The organism is Streptomyces sp. Ru73 (assembly GCF_002920575.1).
Lineage (GTDB): Bacteria > Actinomycetota > Actinomycetes > Streptomycetales > Streptomycetaceae > Streptomyces.
This window is the reverse complement of sequence record NZ_PQSQ01000072.1, coordinates 1-17,145: the sequence shown is the minus strand read 5'-3', so window position 1 is coordinate 17,145 and position 17,145 is coordinate 1. Positions and strand designations below refer to the sequence as shown.

The 17,145-nt window shown below is 70.0% G+C and carries 19 protein-coding genes; 7 read left to right on the top strand and 12 right to left on the bottom strand.

Translation table 11 applies throughout. The features are described from left to right. Positions 1-220 precede the first annotated feature (220 nt). Entirely contained in the window at positions 221-2,494 is a 2,274-nt protein-coding gene (locus C3486_RS26045; protein WP_103835199.1) for a LuxR C-terminal-related transcriptional regulator, read from the bottom strand. Positions 2,495-3,423: 929 nt separating this feature from the next. On the opposite strand from C3486_RS26045, the gene C3486_RS26040 reads away from it, so the two are divergent. From C3486_RS26040 to C3486_RS26020, 4 genes are all read left to right on the top strand, one after another. Then, positions 3,424-4,080, top strand: coding sequence for a DUF4232 domain-containing protein (locus tag C3486_RS26040; RefSeq protein ID WP_258052993.1), 657 nt, complete (start codon positions 3,424-3,426; stop codon positions 4,078-4,080). A gap of 103 nt (positions 4,081-4,183) precedes the next feature. Continuing rightward, entirely contained in the window at positions 4,184-4,426 is a 243-nt protein-coding gene (locus tag C3486_RS26035; protein WP_103835197.1) for a hypothetical protein, read from the top strand. Between the two features lie 671 nt (positions 4,427-5,097). Continuing rightward, complete coding sequence (locus C3486_RS26025; protein WP_103835195.1) at positions 5,098-5,460, top strand: hypothetical protein; 363 nt, start codon at positions 5,098-5,100, stop codon at positions 5,458-5,460. Between the two features lie 345 nt (positions 5,461-5,805). Further along, positions 5,806-6,177, top strand: coding sequence for a hypothetical protein (locus C3486_RS26020; RefSeq protein ID WP_103835194.1), 372 nt, complete (start codon positions 5,806-5,808; stop codon positions 6,175-6,177). On the opposite strand, the gene C3486_RS36990 is transcribed toward C3486_RS26020, so the two are convergent. The 4 genes from C3486_RS36990 to C3486_RS26005 all read right to left on the bottom strand — a co-directional run bounded on the left by C3486_RS36990 (position 6,174) and on the right by C3486_RS26005 (position 10,387). Beyond that, a complete protein-coding gene (locus tag C3486_RS36990; RefSeq protein ID WP_146075060.1) occupies positions 6,174-6,650 on the bottom strand; it encodes a hypothetical protein in 477 nt (158 codons plus the stop codon). The two genes, C3486_RS26020 and C3486_RS36990, sit on opposite strands and share 4 nt — an antisense overlap. A 959-nt stretch (positions 6,651-7,609) precedes the next feature. Continuing rightward, on the bottom strand, positions 7,610-9,001 hold the full coding sequence (locus C3486_RS26015; protein ID WP_181138695.1) for a threonine/serine exporter family protein: 1,392 nt from the start codon (positions 8,999-9,001) through the stop codon (positions 7,610-7,612). 174 nt (positions 9,002-9,175) lie between these two features. After that, entirely contained in the window at positions 9,176-9,448 is a 273-nt protein-coding gene (locus C3486_RS26010) for a hypothetical protein (protein WP_103835192.1), read from the bottom strand. 207 nt (positions 9,449-9,655) lie between these two features. Continuing rightward, positions 9,656-10,387 (bottom strand): SDR family oxidoreductase, encoded by a 732-nt coding sequence (locus C3486_RS26005; RefSeq protein WP_103835191.1) that lies wholly within the window; start codon positions 10,385-10,387, stop codon positions 9,656-9,658. 84 nt (positions 10,388-10,471) lie between these two features. Here C3486_RS26005 and C3486_RS26000 point away from each other — a divergent pair, with 84 nt between their 5' ends. Then, complete coding sequence (locus C3486_RS26000; protein WP_146075059.1) at positions 10,472-11,089, top strand: TetR/AcrR family transcriptional regulator; 618 nt, start codon at positions 10,472-10,474, stop codon at positions 11,087-11,089. Positions 11,090-11,112: 23 nt separating this feature from the next. On the opposite strand, the gene C3486_RS38815 is transcribed toward C3486_RS26000, so the two are convergent. Together C3486_RS38815 and C3486_RS37455 are read right to left on the bottom strand one after the other, a co-directional pair. After that, positions 11,113-11,679 (bottom strand): transposase, encoded by a 567-nt coding sequence (locus tag C3486_RS38815; protein ID WP_181138694.1) that lies wholly within the window; start codon positions 11,677-11,679, stop codon positions 11,113-11,115. A 193-nt stretch (positions 11,680-11,872) separates the two neighbouring features. After that, positions 11,873-12,442, bottom strand: a complete 570-nt coding sequence (locus C3486_RS37455; protein ID WP_181138698.1) for a hypothetical protein — start codon at positions 12,440-12,442, stop codon at positions 11,873-11,875. 101 nt (positions 12,443-12,543) lie between these two features. Here C3486_RS37455 and C3486_RS38220 point away from each other — a divergent pair, with 101 nt between their 5' ends. After that, positions 12,544-12,672, top strand: a complete 129-nt coding sequence (locus C3486_RS38220) for a hypothetical protein (protein WP_258052992.1) — start codon at positions 12,544-12,546, stop codon at positions 12,670-12,672. Between the two features lie 221 nt (positions 12,673-12,893). Here the strand turns inward: C3486_RS38220 and C3486_RS25990 are convergent, their stop codons facing one another. The 3 genes from C3486_RS25990 to C3486_RS25975 form a co-directional block, all read right to left on the bottom strand. Further along, positions 12,894-13,241 (bottom strand): helix-turn-helix domain-containing protein, encoded by a 348-nt coding sequence (locus C3486_RS25990; protein ID WP_103835189.1) that lies wholly within the window; start codon positions 13,239-13,241, stop codon positions 12,894-12,896. A gap of 536 nt (positions 13,242-13,777) precedes the next feature. After that, positions 13,778-14,092: a GAF domain-containing protein gene (locus C3486_RS25980; RefSeq protein ID WP_103835187.1), complete on the bottom strand. Its 315-nt coding sequence runs from the start codon at positions 14,090-14,092 to the stop codon at positions 13,778-13,780. A 113-nt stretch (positions 14,093-14,205) separates the two neighbouring features. Beyond that, entirely contained in the window at positions 14,206-14,451 is a 246-nt protein-coding gene (locus C3486_RS25975; RefSeq protein WP_146075058.1) for an ANTAR domain-containing protein, read from the bottom strand. Positions 14,452-14,933: 482 nt separating this feature from the next. Here C3486_RS25975 and C3486_RS25970 point away from each other — a divergent pair, with 482 nt between their 5' ends. Then, complete coding sequence (locus C3486_RS25970) at positions 14,934-15,377, top strand: hypothetical protein (RefSeq protein ID WP_103835185.1); 444 nt, start codon at positions 14,934-14,936, stop codon at positions 15,375-15,377. Positions 15,378-15,942: 565 nt separating this feature from the next. Here the strand turns inward: C3486_RS25970 and C3486_RS25960 are convergent. Next, the gene (locus tag C3486_RS25960; protein ID WP_374936919.1) at positions 15,943-16,131 is read right to left on the bottom strand and encodes a ferredoxin; all 189 of its coding nucleotides are present in this window, start codon (positions 16,129-16,131) and stop codon (positions 15,943-15,945) included. Positions 16,132-16,645: 514 nt separating this feature from the next. Next, positions 16,646-16,894: a transposase gene (locus C3486_RS25955; RefSeq protein WP_374936918.1), complete on the bottom strand. Its 249-nt coding sequence runs from the start codon at positions 16,892-16,894 to the stop codon at positions 16,646-16,648. Positions 16,895-17,145: the final 251 nt, after the last annotated feature.

Here is a 17,145-nt window from a genome sequence, read left to right as displayed (position 1 = left end):
GGCCGGGGCTGCCCCGCCCGGCCGCACGAGCAGACTGCCGAGTGAAACCAAAACTCATCGACATTGATCATGAAAAGCATCGCGAGTGACTCCGAACCCACCTCGAAACGACATCCTCGGAGAGGCTTTGGTCCACCTGTTGTGGTCGCGTCCGCGGTGTGGCTCCGGCCTCCCGGCCCGGCACCGGCACGGTGGTCTCTGCGCCGTGAGGAGGTGCTGGTCATTTCTCCTTCAGGCCCGCGACCATCGCCGCGACCTGGTTGCGGGAGCTGAAGCCGAGCTTGGACAGGATGTGCTCGACGTGGGTGTCGGCCGTGCGCTTGGAGATGACCAACCGCTCGGCGATCTGGCGGTTGGCGAGGCCCTCGGCGATGAGGCGGGCGACCTGCCGCTCACGAGCTGTGAGAGGGCCGAGAGGGCTGCCGTCCTCGGTGGCCCGGAGCGATCCGGGGCCGCGGGTGCGTCCACAGGCCACGTCCACCAGTTCCTCGGTGGGGAGTCGTGCCCCCTGCGCGTACACCTCGGTGAAGTGCTCGGCGCCCAGGCTGAGCATCAGCGTGCCCTCGATGTCGTTGTGCAGGTGCGTCAGGCCGGGTTCTCCCCACAGCAGTGTGCCGACCTTGCGCCACAGGGCCCCCGCACCGCCCAGCAGCAGCGTGGCCAGTTCGTGCTCCTCTTTCTTGCAGGCCACCCAGGACAGGTATTCCGTCACGGCGGCGATCCCCATCGTCTCTCCCTGCTCGACGATGGAGGGCAGTACGGATTGGCCTTGTTCGCGGCTGCCGTCCAGATCGCCCGCTGCCCACAGGCACAGCACCTTCATGATCAGCAGGTAGTTCCGCACCCAGCGCTCCTGCGGGCTGCGTTCCAAGGAGCGCAGCCCGTGCTCCACCTCCTGCAGAGCCCGGACGGGATCGCCGTGCGCGGCGTGGATCGCCGCGGTGTCGGTGCGGGTGGCGGCCAGCAGAAACTGGTCGCCGGTCGCCGCGAGCTGCTCTCTCGCCTGTGCATACAGCGCAAGCGCCTGGTCCGTGTCTCCCCACAGGGCCGTATCGATCGCCTCCGCGATCGTGGAGCGCGCCCGTAGGAAGTCGTCGTCCAGTCGCTCGGCGACCGCCCGGCAGCGGCGGACCAGTTCGCGGACCGCCGGGTCTGCCTGCAGCAGTCCGTACAGGCACCCGTGCCAGAGTGCCCTGCCGTGCTCGGCCGTCGCCTCCTCCTCAGTCGCGAGGGCCTTGTCCGTCCAGCGCCGGGCCTCCGTCAGCCTGCTCTTTCCCAGCCACAGCCCCCACAGGCCGTTCACCAGCCGCAGTGCCGCCTCGTCCCCCGGGTGTGCGACGGCGCAGTCCATGGCCACCCGGAAGTTGTCGAGGTCGGCGGCGAGCCGCTCCCCCCACCTGACCTGGTCGTCGCCCATCCACTCCTGGCCGGCGCGGGTGGCCATCCGCAGGAAGAAATCCAGGTGGCGCCGCGCGTAATGGGCGGTGCGGCCGCTCCGCGCCAGCCGCTCGGCACCGTACTCCCGGAGCGTGTCGAGCATCCGGTAACGGTCCTCCTCGACGCCGTCGGTGCGCTGCACCACCGACTTGTCCACCAGGGCGAGGAGTACGTCGATCACATCGACATCGTCCAGCCCGTCGTCGGAGCAGACCTCCTCCACCGCCGCCAGCGTGAAACCGCCCGCGAAGACCGACAGCCGTGCCCACAGTTCCTGTTCGTGCGGCGAGCACAGATCGTGGCTCCACTCGATGGTGGCGCGCAGCGTCTGGTGGCGGGCGTGCGCGGACCGTACGCCGGTCAGCAGCTGGAAGCGGTCGTCGAGGCGGCGCAGGATCTGTTCCAGGGAGAGCGTGCGCAGCCGTACGGCAGCGAGTTCGATGGCCAGCGGCATGCAGTCGACGCGGCGGCATACCGCGATGACCTCGGCGCGATTGTCGTCGCTGAAGACGAAGGAGGGGCAGGCGGCCCTGGCCCGGGCGGCGAACAGCGCCACGGCGTCGTTGGTGCTCTCCGCCGCCTCCGCATCCGGCTCGGGCAGGGGCGGTACCGGCAGCACGTACTCGCCGGCCAGCGCCACCGGCTGTCTGCTGGTCAGCAGCAGGACCAGCCGGGCGGAACTGTGGACGAGGATGTCGGCGAACATGGCCACGGCGTCCACGAGGTGCTCGCAGGTGTCGAGCACCAGCAGCGCTCGCTTGTCCGCGAAGTACTCGATGACCCGGTCCATCGCCGACTGTGCCGCAATCTCGGGCAGGCCCGCAGCGGAGGCCACGGTGTGCGGCAGGAATTCCGCATCCCGCAGACCACTGAGTTCGGCGATGCTGACACCGTCGGGAAAGTCGACGCTCAGCTGCTGTGCGGCCCGCAGGGCAATACGGGTCTTGCCCACTCCACCGGGCCCCGTCAGCGTGATGACCCGCGCCAGCGCAACGGCCCTCGCGACTCCGGCGAGCTCCGCCGCTCGGCCGATGAAACCGGTGGGCTCATGCCGCATACTGCCCCTGGCCCACTCCCAATGCGCCACGGAAGCAGTATCCTCCCGGACCGTACAACTCCACCCTGGATTCCAGGATGTGGGTATGACGACACGTCTTCTGCGCTATCGTTGCCCGCTCTCGCGGACCACGCGACGCTCAGCGCGGCGGGCCCGAGACCTTCGCGACGGGCGCGCGCCGAACCGCAGCATCTGCGGACTGTTCCGAACAGCCCAGCGGTGACGACGGCTCCTGCCGGACCAGGAAGCATGCCGGCCACGGCAGGGCGCGCCAGCGTTCCCTGCCGCGAACGAGTCCCGTTGGCGTAACCGAGCGTCACCGGACCACAAGAAGTGGACCAGAGCCCGCGGAGCGAGAAGTGGGCCAGAGCCCTCGGAAAATGACACAGCCACCACTCTGCCGTCTGCATGCCCCGTGCTACGTCCGGACAACCGGAGCTGCTCGGCGAGTCGGGGGATTGGCCGGCAGGTTCGCGCCGGAGCCGGTGGATGTGCGGGCGGTAGGCCGAGAGGTCGTACTGTCCGCGGCGTGACCGCACGGGAACGGTCGGCTCTTCCCTGCTGTGGTGCTGCTTCTACAGGACGGGGTGGGGGAGGGCGGGGATCGGTGCGGGGAGGATGCGGCGGGTGTGGAAGAGGCGGGTGGTGGGTGGTGCGCTGCGGGCCGTGCCGACCGGGTCGCGCTCGTCGTCGGCAGCCCAGTGGCGTGCGCCCGCCCGGCTGACCGCCCGCCCGGGGACGTCCCAGGCGGGCGGTGCTGTTCGAGGCGGGTAGCCGGGCCCTCGTCACGCGAGGGCGCGGGGCGGTGCCAGGGAGGCGTTAGTCAAGGATTAGTCGATCATCAGCGGCGGCGCACAGGGTGGTGTGCAGGACGCGGAAGGCACCGCGTCCCGGGCGCACTTCAACCACCAGGGGGTCCCATGTCGCGCATGACCGCTGTTCGTCGTACCCGCACCGTCGCGGCGGCCTCGCTGATCGCCGCTGCGGCGTTCTCGCTCACCGCCTGCGGCGGCGACACCGCGACCGGTGCCAAGGGGGACCCGTCCCCGGCCGCCACGCCCGTCCACCCCGGCGGCACGCCCACCGCCGACCCGGGCGGCTCCGGCAAGGCAGCCGAAGCCAAGGCGGGCAACGCCTCCGAGGGCTCCTCCTCGGCACGCCGGTGCACCAGCGACCACCTGGGGGCCGCCTGGTCGACCTTCGAGGGCGGCCCGGACATGGACTACGACGGACAGCAGACCGCCCGGGTGGTGCTGACCAACACCGGCACATCCGGGTGCACCCTGGCCGGCTTTCCCGGCGTCCAGCTCCAGACCGCCCACGGCAGCACGTGGGACCTGCGGCGCAGCAGCAAGAAGCCGGCGTCCGTCCGGCTCGACGCCGGCGGGAAGGCCGTCTTCGACATCACCTTCCTGGCCTCCACCCGCGAGGACGACCGGAAGTTCGCACCGCACCAGGTAGTGATCACGCCGCCGAACGAGCGCCGGGACCTCGTGCTGGACTGGCCGTACGGCGGCGCCCTGCTGGATCAGTCGGGCGCCACTCGCCCGGGCACCTTCGTCGGCCCGGTCACCACAACGGAGTGAGCCTGGAGGCAGACCTTAGGCGGGCGGGAAGACAAGACCCTGTGACGCTCGGGTCACCTGATTACGCCGCGGGGCCTGCCCCGGTGCGTGGTAGGTCTCGGTCATGGTGCGGATGCCCGGCGAGCCGATGCTCACCCAGCCGGTCGACACCTTCGCGCTGCCGGCGGGGTGGGCGGCGGAGCCGAAGTGGGACGGCTTCCGTGTCCTGCTCGGCCGCGACCAGGAGCGGACGTTGCTGCGCTCCCGGCATGGCACTGACCTCACCGCCGCCTTCCCCGAGCTGGTTGCCGCGGCGGCCGAGCAGCTGCCGTACGACGTCATCCTGGACGGCGAGGTGGTCGTCTGAGCGGACGGCCGCCTCGCCTTCGACTACCTCACCCGGTGGCTGAACCGCCGCGCGCCTGGCCGAGCAGCACCCGGCCCACTTCGTCGCCTTCGACCTCCTCCACCACGGTGCCGACCTCACCGGCCGCCCATACACCGAGCGCCGCGTCGCCCTGGAGGCCCTCTTTGCCGAGTACGGGCTCGGGCCGCCGTGGACGTAGTGTCGATGACCACCGACGGGGCGACGGCCCCGGGGGGGCTGTCGTGGTCGGCCGTCGGCATCGAGGGCGCGTTGTGGACAGGCTTTGCAGCTGCCCGTTGACCACTTGAGTCCAATCTGGGGTCGTACGGCCTTTGCTCGTCTCATCTGCCCGACGGTCCGCTCGAAGGCTGGGGACCTGGTGCCCGCGTACGCGGCGCGCCCGTGCGTCGTCTACCCGGCCGGGCAGAGCGGGGCGCCGGCTGACGGCGGCGGTGGGCACGCCGCGTCGGGGTCGGGCAGCTCGAAGAAGAAGCATCCGGCGGCGAAGCCGAAGGCGCCCACCGCGAAGGCGCCGGCCGCCCCGAAGGCCCCGGCGGCGCCCGTGAGGGTCGCCCCGCCGCCGGTCCGCCTCTCCAAGTAACGCGGGACGCAAGGCGTCGCCCTCGGCCACGGTCGCCGCTCCCAACCCGAACTCCCGGAAGGGCCGGCCCGTGGCCGACACCACCGCACCCACCACCGCACCCACCCCCACGCCCGTGTGCGCGCCCCTGTGCAAGGCGGCCTGCATCTCCGCCCGGCGCCGTGCGCTCCTCGTCGTCCTGGCGCTGCTCGCCGCGAACCTCCTGATCGCCTCGGCGACCCTCGTCCCCGGCCTGGTCGACCGCGACGGCGGCGGTTCGACGTCGCCGTCACCGAAGCCGACGACGACCTCGGAGCTCACGCAGGAACCGACGCAGGAACCGACGCGCCCCGCCCAGACGCCGATCCCGGATCAGACCCGGGACACGCCGATCGACGAGGGCAGCACGAGGGGCGGAGGCACCGGGGGCGACGTCGGCGGACCGACCCCCTGATCGTGTGAAGCGCCCGCCCGGACCGAACCATGGTGCGGGCGGGCGCCGTCGTCTCCGCCATGACGAAGCTGCACGAGATCGAACCCGGCCACGTGTCCCTCACGATCCACGGTGCCGACGACACGACCGTGCTCACGATGGCGGAGGGGGGCTGAACCGCTGCCACAACGTCATCGGGCCCGGAGAGCCATGGCGCGTCCCCGGGCGCCTGGCGCGCGCATCCATCTGTACGGGCACACAGGGCCCGCCGCCGCGGACTGAGCCAGTATCCCCTCGGTGTCAGTGCCGGCCCCTACTGTGCGACGAGCAAGGCCGCACCAGAGGTCAGCCCCCGAGAGGACAGCAATGCCGTACTGCACTACGCCCGAAGTCGCCCTCACCCCCGCCGAGATCGAGCGCCTGAACGGCCTCCCCGGGGCGGCGCACGAGGTCAAGCCCGTCATGGAGTGCGAGCTGGAAGACCAGCACGCCGGGCTGCACATGGCGCTCGCCCAGGCGCAGGACCGCGCCCACGACGACGTGACGAACTGGTGGCTCACGTGGGGCGACGGTGTCCGCCGCGTCACGCACGAGCCCACATGCCGCTTCGAGGTCGAGACGGACGCCGCGTTCTACTGCCTGCTGCCGGTCGAGCACGACCGGGCGCACAGCGACGGCGAGCGCTGGATTGCCCGCGTTTCCAGCGCCCCGCCAGCGCGGCGTTCCGACCGCGACTAGTGCCAGGCGATGTCCTTCTCGTTGATGTACTGCCCATTCGTCAGCTTGCGGAAGTAGCGGTACTCGCCGCCCCAGATGTGCTCCGCGTTGACACAGTGGGTCGCGGAGCAGTCAAATTCGCCCGCCACCACTTCCTTCGTCAGCCAGTCGCCAATGCAGGCCCTGCTGGGCAAGTACGGGCCGTTCTGATTGAACTGGTGGCGCTTCCTGTAGGCGTCTGCCCAGCTGTGGTCCCACGCTGAGGTGCCGTTGGGGTTCCCGACAGTGGCCCTACAGTTGGGAGCGGCTTCGGGTGCCTGAGCTGCGGAGGTGTCTGCCGCCGCGGTGGCGCCGGGCGCAGCGAGTACGCAGGCGACAGCAATCGTGGCGATGCGCCCCAGGTGCCTCTTTCTCAGCATGAACAGCCCCTTCTTGTTCGGTTTGGCGCGTGTGTTCAGGGCACAACTACCGCCTGTGCCAGTGGCGAAATCCATGATCGTTTAGTCGCCACTCGAACAGCTCCGAAATCGGCTCCGGGATCTCCAGCCGACGCCACTGCCGCCCGGCTCTACCGAGAAAACCCGCGTGATCGTGGCGACGGTATGCCTGGTGGTCCCTGCGGCGGCCTCGACGACGAGCCCGGGGCCGGCATTCGTGTACGTCTCGCCGTCACGTGTGCGGGCGCGGCGCCCAGCGCCGGCCACGGCCAGATGGGCGGTGGCCTCGGCCGCGATTCGTCCGGTGAGTGCCTGCGAGCGCATGATCCGCCCGTCGGGTAGCCGTACGACAAGGTGCCGCGGTCGCGTCGCCGGGCCGGTGAAGCCGACGACGGGACAGTCCACGGTCTGGGTGTTGACGGGCCCGGGTTGGCTGCTCCGCCTCCGCGCGGACCTCGATCCGGCCGACGTCGCGCGGACCTCGATCCGGTCGACGTCCCGCGGTTCGGGCAGGGCAACGAGCCGGCGGCCGGCTGATCCGGCGCACCGGTGAGATCACCGGTGAGAGCGGATGTGGTGAGGAGAACGTCGGTGGGACCAAGTACGTTGCGCGGCTGCAGTTCACTCCGGGCGGTGCGGCAGTCGAGGGGGAGTGGACTGCGGAGCAAACTGCCCGGGCCCGGTACACCGAATGGGTCGGCCGCTTATGGCAGCAACCCGACCGTGATCATCCGCCTGATCGTGGACACCGACGGCCACGAACGCGTCGTGAAGACCTGGACGGCCCAGGGCGTGGTGGACGGGCCACAGGTTCCGTAGCGGGGATGGGCGCGGCCGCGCGGGACATCGCCGAAGGCCACCGAAGTTGCGGCCGCCGGCAGTGCCATCACTCCCGCGCGGCTGCGCGTGTTCAGGGGCCCGTATTCCGGGGAGGAAGCGGGAGTCCTCGAAGGAGGTGGACAGTCCCCGGCCCGCTGACGGCCGCCCGCCGGTGCCTGCTGGCGGGCGTGTGCGGGTCAGCGCAGGTGCAGGCGGGTGAGGGCGGTGGTCCAGCGGTAGCCGATGTCGCCGAGGAGAGCGCCGAGGGTGGTGCCGAGGCCGATGCACAGGACGATCACCAGCACCGTGGCGGCGTAGCGCGGCGCGTCCGACAGGCCGAGGCCGAGGTGGAGCAGGCTGCGGTAGGCGTCGGGGCCCGGGAGCACGGCGCCGGCGAGGCCCGGCAGTACGAGGGCCCGGGCGGACAGCCGGAGTGGGGGAGCGATCGCCGCGGCGAGGACGCCCATGAGCGCGGTGGCGCACAGTGCGGCGAGCGCGGTGGGCATTCCGGCTTCGCGCAGGAGCAGCACATTGGCGCACGCGCCGCACAGTGCGGTCGCCACCGCCCAGGGGATGAGCCGGGGCGGACCGCCCATGAATACGGCGTTGCCGATCGCACCGACCGAACTGGTGACCAGCGTGAGCGCGAAAGGCAGGGCCCGGAACGCCGTGTTGCGTAGGTCCGTGTCGAGTTGACTGATGAGCGGCGCGGCCAGAGCCGCGCCGCCGACGATCGCGCCCAGCAGGACGAGCATGGTACTGAGACGGCCCGCCGCGATGGCGGAGTAGCCGAGCACCGAGTCCTCGGTCGACGAGATGACCTGGAAGATCGGCAGCAGCAGGATCAGGTTCGCCGCCGCCAGGCTCACGGTCCCGGCCCCGCTGAGTACACCCCAGTGCGGCAGCAGCGCGGCACCGACCGTCACCATCACCGTCTGGCACGCGGTGACGAAGAACGGCGGGGCACCGCCCCGCCCCAGGATCCGGCCGGCTCCCTGGACCGCGACCGCGAGCACCGGGGAGAGCAGCGCCGCCGCCACCGACCCGCCGGCCAGCAGGCAGAGCATCGACGCCAGCAGCGCGGCGCCGAGGACGGTCACCCACCAGGGCCACGCGGCGCTGCCTGCCGCGAGGACATCCAGGCGTCGGGCAGCCTCGGTGACCCCGACCCGTCCGCGCACGACGCCCTCGGCCAGCCGCTCCAGCGCGATGAGACCGGCGAGTTGCTGGGCCGGGTTACCGCTGAGCACCTGAACACGGTGCAGCGCCCGCGCGGTGGTCGGCGCATACTGGCACTGGATCGAGTGCGTGCTCAGGTCGAAGGAGACACCGCCCATCCCCCACGCGGCGGTTGCGGCCACGAGCGCCGCCTCGACGCGGCGCGTGGACGCCCCCGACAGATACAGGTACCGGCCGAGCCGCAGCACGGTGTCCATGGCCTGGTGTGCGTCCTGCGACGAGAACTCCCGTGGCGGCGGGAACTTCACACCCTCGTACGGGCTTCCCCGTAGCCGGGCCCGCAGCGCTTCGCGGTCCTGGTCCAGCCTGACGGGGTTGCGGCCCCGCACGGAACCGCCTGCCTCACTCATCGACACGACACACGCGCCAACGCTCCTCCGACCTCCGCCTCTCCGCCCTGCCGGCCACATGTCGCGGACATGGACGGACTGAACTGTAACCGGGCGAAAGGTTTCATAACGGGCGACGGGTCGGGGCGACGACGCAACTGGGTGAACGTGCGTGGGGAGGTTCTCCGGGCTGAGTCATGGGAAGGATTGGCTTGCCATCGTGTCCACGGCCCCGTGGGGCCCCGGCGTCGGGGCCGGCAGCTGCTGGCTGTGCTCGCCGAACGCCAGCAGTACCACGATCGCCATGGAGGCGAAACCGATGGGCAAGGCGAGGTCTTCCCAGCCCAGGAGTGAGGGGCCGACCGATGTGGCGAGGGAGGTGACGACGGCGGCGATCTCCTTGAGGCGGTCGTAGTCCTTCGCCGGGTCCAAGCCCTCCAGTTCCTTGGCGGACAGGAGGTTGCTCACCTCGCCTTGGGCGTACCGGCCGGCGATCCGAACTGCTTTAACGCCCGGAAGTGGCCATGCGGGACCGGTAAGCCCTGACAGCCTTTCTGACGCTTCGCCCCATGCCGGACGGGCGGGCGCAGCCGGGAGCCCCCGGGACAGGGCCGTCCCTCCAAGGGAAACACACTTGGGCGCCGATGAGTTCGCCCTAGTGAGGCCCGTGAGGCGTCAGCTCTGTGCCGTGGGGCGGACGACGATGTCGCAGACGTCGACGTTCGACGGCTGCTCGATCGCGTAGGCGACAGCGCGGGCTATGTCGTCGGGGGAGAGGGAGAAGTCGACCGCCGGGGTCTGCGACTTGACGGTGGGGCTGGTGACCGAGTCGGCGAACTCCGTCGCGACGTAGCCGGGCGAGACCATGGTGACCCGCAGGTCGGGCCCGGCCTCCTGGCGCAGCCCCTCCGAGACGGTGCGGACTGCGTTCTTCGTCGCCGCGTAGACAGCCTGGTTCGGCACGATGCGCAGCCCAGCGGTCGAGACGACGTTGACGAACTGCCCCCTGCCCTGCTTGCGGAACACGGGGAGCGCTGCCGCGATTCCGTGCAGCACGCCGCGGAAGTTGACGTCGATCATCTGGTCCCAGTCCTCGACCCGCAACTCGTCGAACGGCGAGATGGGGCCGATCCCGGCGTTGCTGACGAGGACGTCGAGTGCGCCATAGCGTTCGCAGGCGTACGCCACCAGGTTCGCGAGGTCCCCGCGGCGACGCACGTCCGTCGTCGTCCAGGCGGCCGTGCCGCCATCGGCCTCGATGCGGGCGCCGAGCGCTTTTAGCCGGTCGCTCCGACGCCCGCCGAGGACGAGCTTCGCGCCACGCGACGCGAGGAGCAGCGCGCTCGCCTCGCCGATCCCGCTGCCCGCGCCCGTGATGGCCACCACCTTGCCGTCGATCCCTGTCATGGGCCGCCTCCGGTGCTAGAAGTAAGAGGGCTATCACTTTTAAAGTAAGTGGCCTCTTACGTATGGTCAAGGAAGGTGGGCTGAGTGACTGATGCAGCAGTTGGGGCGGGCGGTGGGCGCCCTGCCCGGGGGCGGCTCCGCTCGGCGCTGATCGATGAGAGCTTCGTGCTGCTCTCCGAGACGGGGATGGCCGGCTTCTCCGTCGCCGAACTCGCCCGCAGGCTCGGGGTGAGCACGGCCGCCCCGTACCGTCACTTCCCCAACCGTGAAGCGCTGCTCGCCGTCGTCGCGGCACAGTCCGCCGACGAGCTCACCCGCTCCATGAAGGCCGCCGCACAGGCGGCCGGCCCCGACCCGATCGACCGGCTCGCAGCCACCGCGGGGGCATATGTGCGCCACGTGTCCGACCGCGGCGCCGGCCTCGACGTGATCTTCGCCCGCGAGCTGAGGCCGCTGCGCGACGCCGACGTGGCTCGGGCCGGCCGGAACCTGATGGCGCTGCTGCTCGACCTCGCCCGGCAGGCGGGCCACGACGACCTTCCCCAGGCACTGCTCCTACTGGAACAGCTCTTCGTCCTGGCCCACGGCTACGTCACCCTGGACACGGAGGACTTCCTGACCCGCTCCCGCCTCTCCTCCGAGGATGTCGCCACCCGCGCCACGCGCGCAGCGACGGCGCTGCTGCGCGGCAATGTGACGTGAGCGCCAGCCGGGAGGTGGTGCGGTCACCATTCCCCGACCGCAGCTCCAACGTCGCCGACTGGAAGATCCACAGGGCCCGGGCCTGCCCCCGCTCCAGTGGCGTCCGGCCCGGGGGGGGGCTTGACCGCCGGGCCGGACGCCAACCGGATCGAGAACTCCGGCACGGCCACCCAGGGCCAGGGCGGTGGGTGCGAGGCGGACAGCGTGTTGCTGTGGGCGCGTCCGGATGCGGAGGGGCGGCGGCTTGACGCTCCGGTTGGTCCGTTCGACGAGGTGAGAGGTGGTGCGCGGGGACGGTGTGCAGGGTCATGCCGAGGAAGGACTTCGCCCGGGGAATGATTTCGCCGCCGTAGGCGGAGTCGGCTCAGGCGACGGTCACCTCGGGATGGGCGAGTCGGAGGCGGAAGAGCAGATCGCGGGCCGGGGGCGTCGCGGTTGGTGGCGGGGGCGACCATGCCCTGCAGCGGCATGCCGCGCATGTCGACGACCAGGTGCCGCTTGCGACCGTTGATCTTCTTCCCGGCGTCGAAGCCGCGAGCGGCCGCGCCCACCGTCTCGGCGCCCCTGACGGACTGCGAGTCCAGAATCACCGCAACGGTGCGAGGGCTGATCCCGTCGTGGAGGTGGGCCCTCTGGTGCAGCTCGGCATGGATGCGGGCCAGGACTCCGCTGTCCCGCCGTTGGAAGAAGCGGACAAGACCTACTCGTCTCGCGCGATCCGCGACCACCTGCCCAGGCGCGGCATACGAGCGGTGATCCCGATTCTGGGCTCTCGCGAGTTCTTTACCTCCGCGTGCAGGTCAACGTTGTCCGGGTCCCATCACCGTCGACATGGACGATGTGCAGCGCACCCGCGGCGTACGTGACTCTCAGCTCGTCGGTGTCGGGGGAGCCGCCGTGAAAGATCTTCCAGGGAAGCCGGAACGACTTCTCTTCGACGACCCGGCCAGGAACGTCCAGTGCGACCCATCGCCTCATGGGGCCCGACTCGCCGGCGTGCCAGGGGCCCTTGAGCGTCAACTCACGTCCCTGGATGGCCCACTGGCCTTTCCAGTGCCAGACGTCGTCCTGCTGCCCGCTGTGTTCCGCTTGCGGCTCGACACTCCAGCTGCTCGCGGTGATCTCGGCCAGAACGACCCCTCCTTGAGACCTGTCGGAGGAGATGTCGACCCGCCACTTGCCCTTCACGAAGGCGCTGACTGTCTGCCCGGCAAGACCGGTACTTCCCCCGCCACCGGAACCGTTGCCGCACGCGGCAAGAACCCAGGCTCCGATACCGGCAGATACGTACCGCAACGCGGTACGCCGGCCCACCGCCCGCATCACGGTCCGCATCTGACGACGTCTCGTCACGCCACTCATCGCAACCCAGCCCCCATGCGTCGACGCTCTTGCCCCAAGGATGCTCCCGTCCGCCCGCGCGAACCAGAGGACTGCACCGGCAGAGCCGGACCGTGACCAGACCCGGAAACAAGCCCGGCTTCGCCCTGCAGCTCGACCACCGCATCGGTTCCTCCGAGCATGCCGAACGACGGCACCGCCCTCACGAGCACGGTCATGAGAGCCCGTTCCTGAACTGCTGATTCTGGAAGCTGTGGCCATTGGCTGTTGTGGTTATGGCGGCGGGCGGAGGCTGCGGTGTGCGGGGCCGGTCGCCGGCGAAGCGGGAACCGCGTCCCGGCCTCCAGGGCTGCGGCGGCAGCACGGCCCGGCGGGCTGGTGCAGGCCGCGTGACCGAGCCATCGCGAGGCGCGCGTACGGCGCACGACGGACCTCTGCCGGCTGTGGCGGCTGCCCGGCCGCGCTACTGCGTACCGTGTGCCCTGCCGGTGTCGGCAGGTGTGATGCGTTCGGTCTCGTCCTGCACGAGCAGGGAGAGCAGCCGGGCCACGGTCAGGCCGGACTCCGCTGGATGGCGCAGCACCTTGCCGGGGTCGATCGTGTAGACGTTGCTGCGTCCCTCACGGGTACGGGAAAGGTAGCCTGCTCGCGCCAGGTCGCCGATGATGTTGTTTACGGCGCGTTCGGAGAGCCGGCAGTGGGCGGCGAGGTCACGGATGCGGGCATGTGGGTTCTCGGCGATGGCGGCAAGCACCCGTGCGTGGTTGGTGAGGAACGTCCATCCGGTGTGCGGCTCAGGTACTCCGTCCATGGCCCCACCATAGGTGCACGCGGATACCTGTATCCAAAAGCATGTACTTATTTTCCGGTATTGGTTGCCGATGGGGGCCGGAGCCAGCAGCCTGGCAGCACAGCCGGTCGCCAGGGCCAACGCACGGTCGCGGCCGGCCCGTCGGCAACCTGACATCAGCTCAGCACCGCGCCGGGCTTCTCCCGGCCCGTTGAAGAACACCATGCGCCACCCGCCAGGAGCGCAAGCCACCGCAGGAACGGGCCCCTGCGCGTGCCGGCCTCACGGAGGGACGCTCAGACGCAGGCGGCCGGTGATGATGTCGCAGGCGACCTCGCGCAGCGGACGGTCATGCGCGCCCAGGCGTGGGAGCGCAGGCGGAGCAGGGCCTGGTTGATGGGGGAGGCCCAGTTGTACGGACCGGATGCCGGCGGCCTGGTGGACTTCGGCGCGGTACAGGTCCACGGCAACGCCGAAACGGGTGGGGCTGGTCAGTGTGGCGGGCGGGGTGTGCAGGAGGAGGTCCAGGGCGATGCGGGTGAAGGTATGGAGGTTGGTCAGCTGGTCGGGGCGAAGGGGCAGGGGGTGGTGCGGTAGCCGGTCAGGGCGCCGAGGGTGGCGGCTCCCAGGCGCAAGGGGAGGGCGATGACGGAGTGGACCGAAGTGGTCCGGGCGGCGGAGGTGAAGGCGGGCCAGCGATCGGGGTCGACGGCCATCAAGTTGCGGTCCCCGGCGGTGCGTCCGGTGCGGGCGGCTTCGAGGGTGGGGCCCTCGACGAGGGTGTACTGCAGATCCTCCAGGTCGGTCCCGAGCTGGTCGGCGGGGTCGGCCCGGATCAGCTCCAGCGCACCGCTGGCGGAGTACAGGCCCAAGGGGTCAGGGCGTCCAGGTCCAGGAGCGGGAGAGTGCGGCCGCGGAGGTGTAGTCCAGGGGCTGGCACGTGCGCGCGGCTTGGCGCAGGTGGGTGAGGAGCAAGGTCAGCTCATCACAGGCTGACGCCGAGGCGGGTGGAGAGAACGCCCTTGGCCTGTTCGATGGCCAGGCGGCTGTCCAGCGCGGTCTGCAGCTGCTGAACGATCTCATCCCGCTGGCTCAGCCGGTGGCGGTGGGGGAGAGCGGCGGTGGCGGCCTCCGCCCAGAGCTGGGCCAGGTCCAGATCGGCCTCGGTGGCGTAGGGCGGGTCGGACATCAGCAGATTGACGGCGCCCAGGGCGAAGTGCGGATCGTTCATGATGGCAGCGGCCGCCACCTGGTCCCGGCCGCACGCGCCCGCGGCGCCAACAACGGCCAGCGGTCGGCACCGGGCCCCTGGACGAGGTCAATGACAGGCAGGGGCTGCTGGGTGCGGGCGCTGTCCAGGCACGGCCCCTGATCCAGGTCCAACTGGTCCTCCTCCAGCGCCCGGCACCCCTCACGACCGCCGAAGTGATCACTAACCGACTGACCACGGCCACCCCGACATGAGGCACGAGTAGCGGGCGGACGTTGCCTGATGCGGCACTGGGGCTGTCCGACGGATCATGGACGAACAGCCCCTGGCTGGCCTGAATTTGCAGTTGTGTAGGAATTTCGGGCCCGCCGAGGGGCGAGGGGCTCGACGACTGCCCCGCAGGTCCTTTCGGTGCCCCCCTGCACGTGACCCCTCGGTGGCGTGGTCGTTCAGTCAGGATGAGTTGATCACGGGCGAGGCGCGCCCGATGGAAGGTGGAACCCGTGAAGAAGCTGAAGGTCGCAGCCGTTGCCTGCGGCGCCATCGTCGCCGTCGGCGTAGGTGCACCGGCGTTTGCCGACGAGGCGCCCGCACCGCAGACGGCCCCGGTGACTGGGACCGTAGCGGATGGCGAAGACGCGCAAATTGCAGCCTTGGATGCGGAAAGCGTGAGGAAGGAGGCGGCGCAGCGAGAGGCGATCCTGAATCAGGACCGGGAAGGTTTGCTGACCCTGACGGCGAAGCCTCTGACGAAGACGGAAGATTCGGAGTGGTACAAGAAGCAGATGAAGGAGGATGCGGAGGCTGAGTTGAGGCCGTCGCCGGGGAGCGCAGACGAGAAGTTCAATGCCTGGATCAAGGAGCGAGACGCGCGCATGCGTCAGTCGATCGTGGGCCTCTCGGACTCGCAGACGCTGGGCCTTAACCCCTTCAGGCCGGGCTACTAGACGCAGCGGCAGGCCGAACGCTACGGCCTGCGGTTCGTCGTGATGAAGTCCGACCTTGGCTTTCTCGGCATGGTCGGCAAGCGCGGCATGTGGCCCGATGCCCAGAATCGGCTGTGCGCAGTTATCTGCACCAACTCCCCTCGCTGATCGACGTGATGATCAGTGCGATCGACGAGGAGGAACACCTTGGAACTGCGACATGAACTGATCGAGGGGGGCGGGGCGAGCTGCCCCGGATGAGGGGCCGTTGTCCCCGCTCGGGGCATCCACCCGCCGTACGTCGCCGTGAACGCGTACGACGAAGAGATCGAGGCGGTTACCGCCTACCTCGGGAAGCCGACCTCCTGCAACGCAGGACACAGGCCGAGGCCGAAGGCTGGATCGGTCAGAACGAGGGCCTCGACCTCACCCTTACCCTCCTCCCCGCCAAGCGCGACGAGAGGCGACGCCGGGCCCAGCGGCCGCCCGTCCACCTGGGCATCCCCAAACCCCGCACCACTCCCTCACCGCCGGAGGCCCCTTGACTGACCACATATCTCAAACCGACGGCGAGCTCCCGCCCTGCTCAGTCCTCCGCGAAGTTGATGGCCTGCACAGGGCAAGCCCTCACAGCCTCATTCAACAACGGGTCGCCTCGACCGTCCTCGCTTCCCGGACGCACCAACCCGAATCCATCGTCGTCAGAACCGAACACCGCCGGGGCGGTCAACGCGCACTGCCCACTGCCGATGCAGAGGCCACTGTCGATGCTCACACGGCTGGACACAGGACCGCCTTCCCCAAGCTCTCAATAGACAAGGTCACATGCGCACGCCATGATTCCGTGCGCCGACCCGATCGCAAAGCAACACTCACAGGAGCCGCCCGTTCGGGCGAAGTGCAGAGAAGCACCTCCACTCTCAAGCGCGACCAGGCCGCCAAGCCCATGACCGAGGTCATCGCCGCGCCTGGCCTGGACGACCAGGACGTCGTCCTCAACTGCCTGCGCATCCGGGCAGAGGAGTCGCCCGCACGGCTCAGGAAGCCGGATCTGGCCATCGACCACCGCGCCAGCCACGGCCGGCGCCTGGTGCTGACCTGGCATCCCGTCTTCCACCTCTCCGAGACCGCCATATGGCAGGAGATCGCGGAGGAGAGGCTGGAGTACCACTCGGTGTATGACACCCTCACCCCCGCCTCAGCTACACCTTCTGCATCCTTGCCGAGGTCGATGTCCTGGTACGGGCAATCCGACTGTGCCGGGTGCTCGACCTGCCCACCCCGAACACCTACGTCGACCTGGAGAGGAAGACGAGCGTGCCTATCACAGCCGAGATGGTCGGTGATCTCGCCCTCCAGGTGGACTCCAGCAGCCGCTTGGTCAACTGCTGCAGCCGCCCGCCCTCTCCGGTCAGCCGCAGACCCTCGGCCTGGGCGCGGTTCACCGGCTCGTCGATCAGCTGATCGTCCACGGCCGGCGCCGACAGGGTCGTCGCCGGCTCGATGGGCTCCTGCTCGGTCACGTTTTCACTGGTCATCGATGCATCTTCCGTGTTCGGGAGTTACACCGACCGATTACAGCCCCTGGTGACCCGTCCCGCCCCGGTCTGTGCCGCTGAAGCGAGTATTCGTGGTTTCTATGGGGGACTGGTGGCGGAGATGAGGTAGTCGACGACGTCGTGTGTACTGGAGCGTTGGCGGTAGGCGGCGCGTTGGCGGTCTGCGCCAGTTCCTTCGGTGCGCAGGCGCTGCCACTGCTCGTGTACCAGATCGAAGTCGTCGTTGTGCC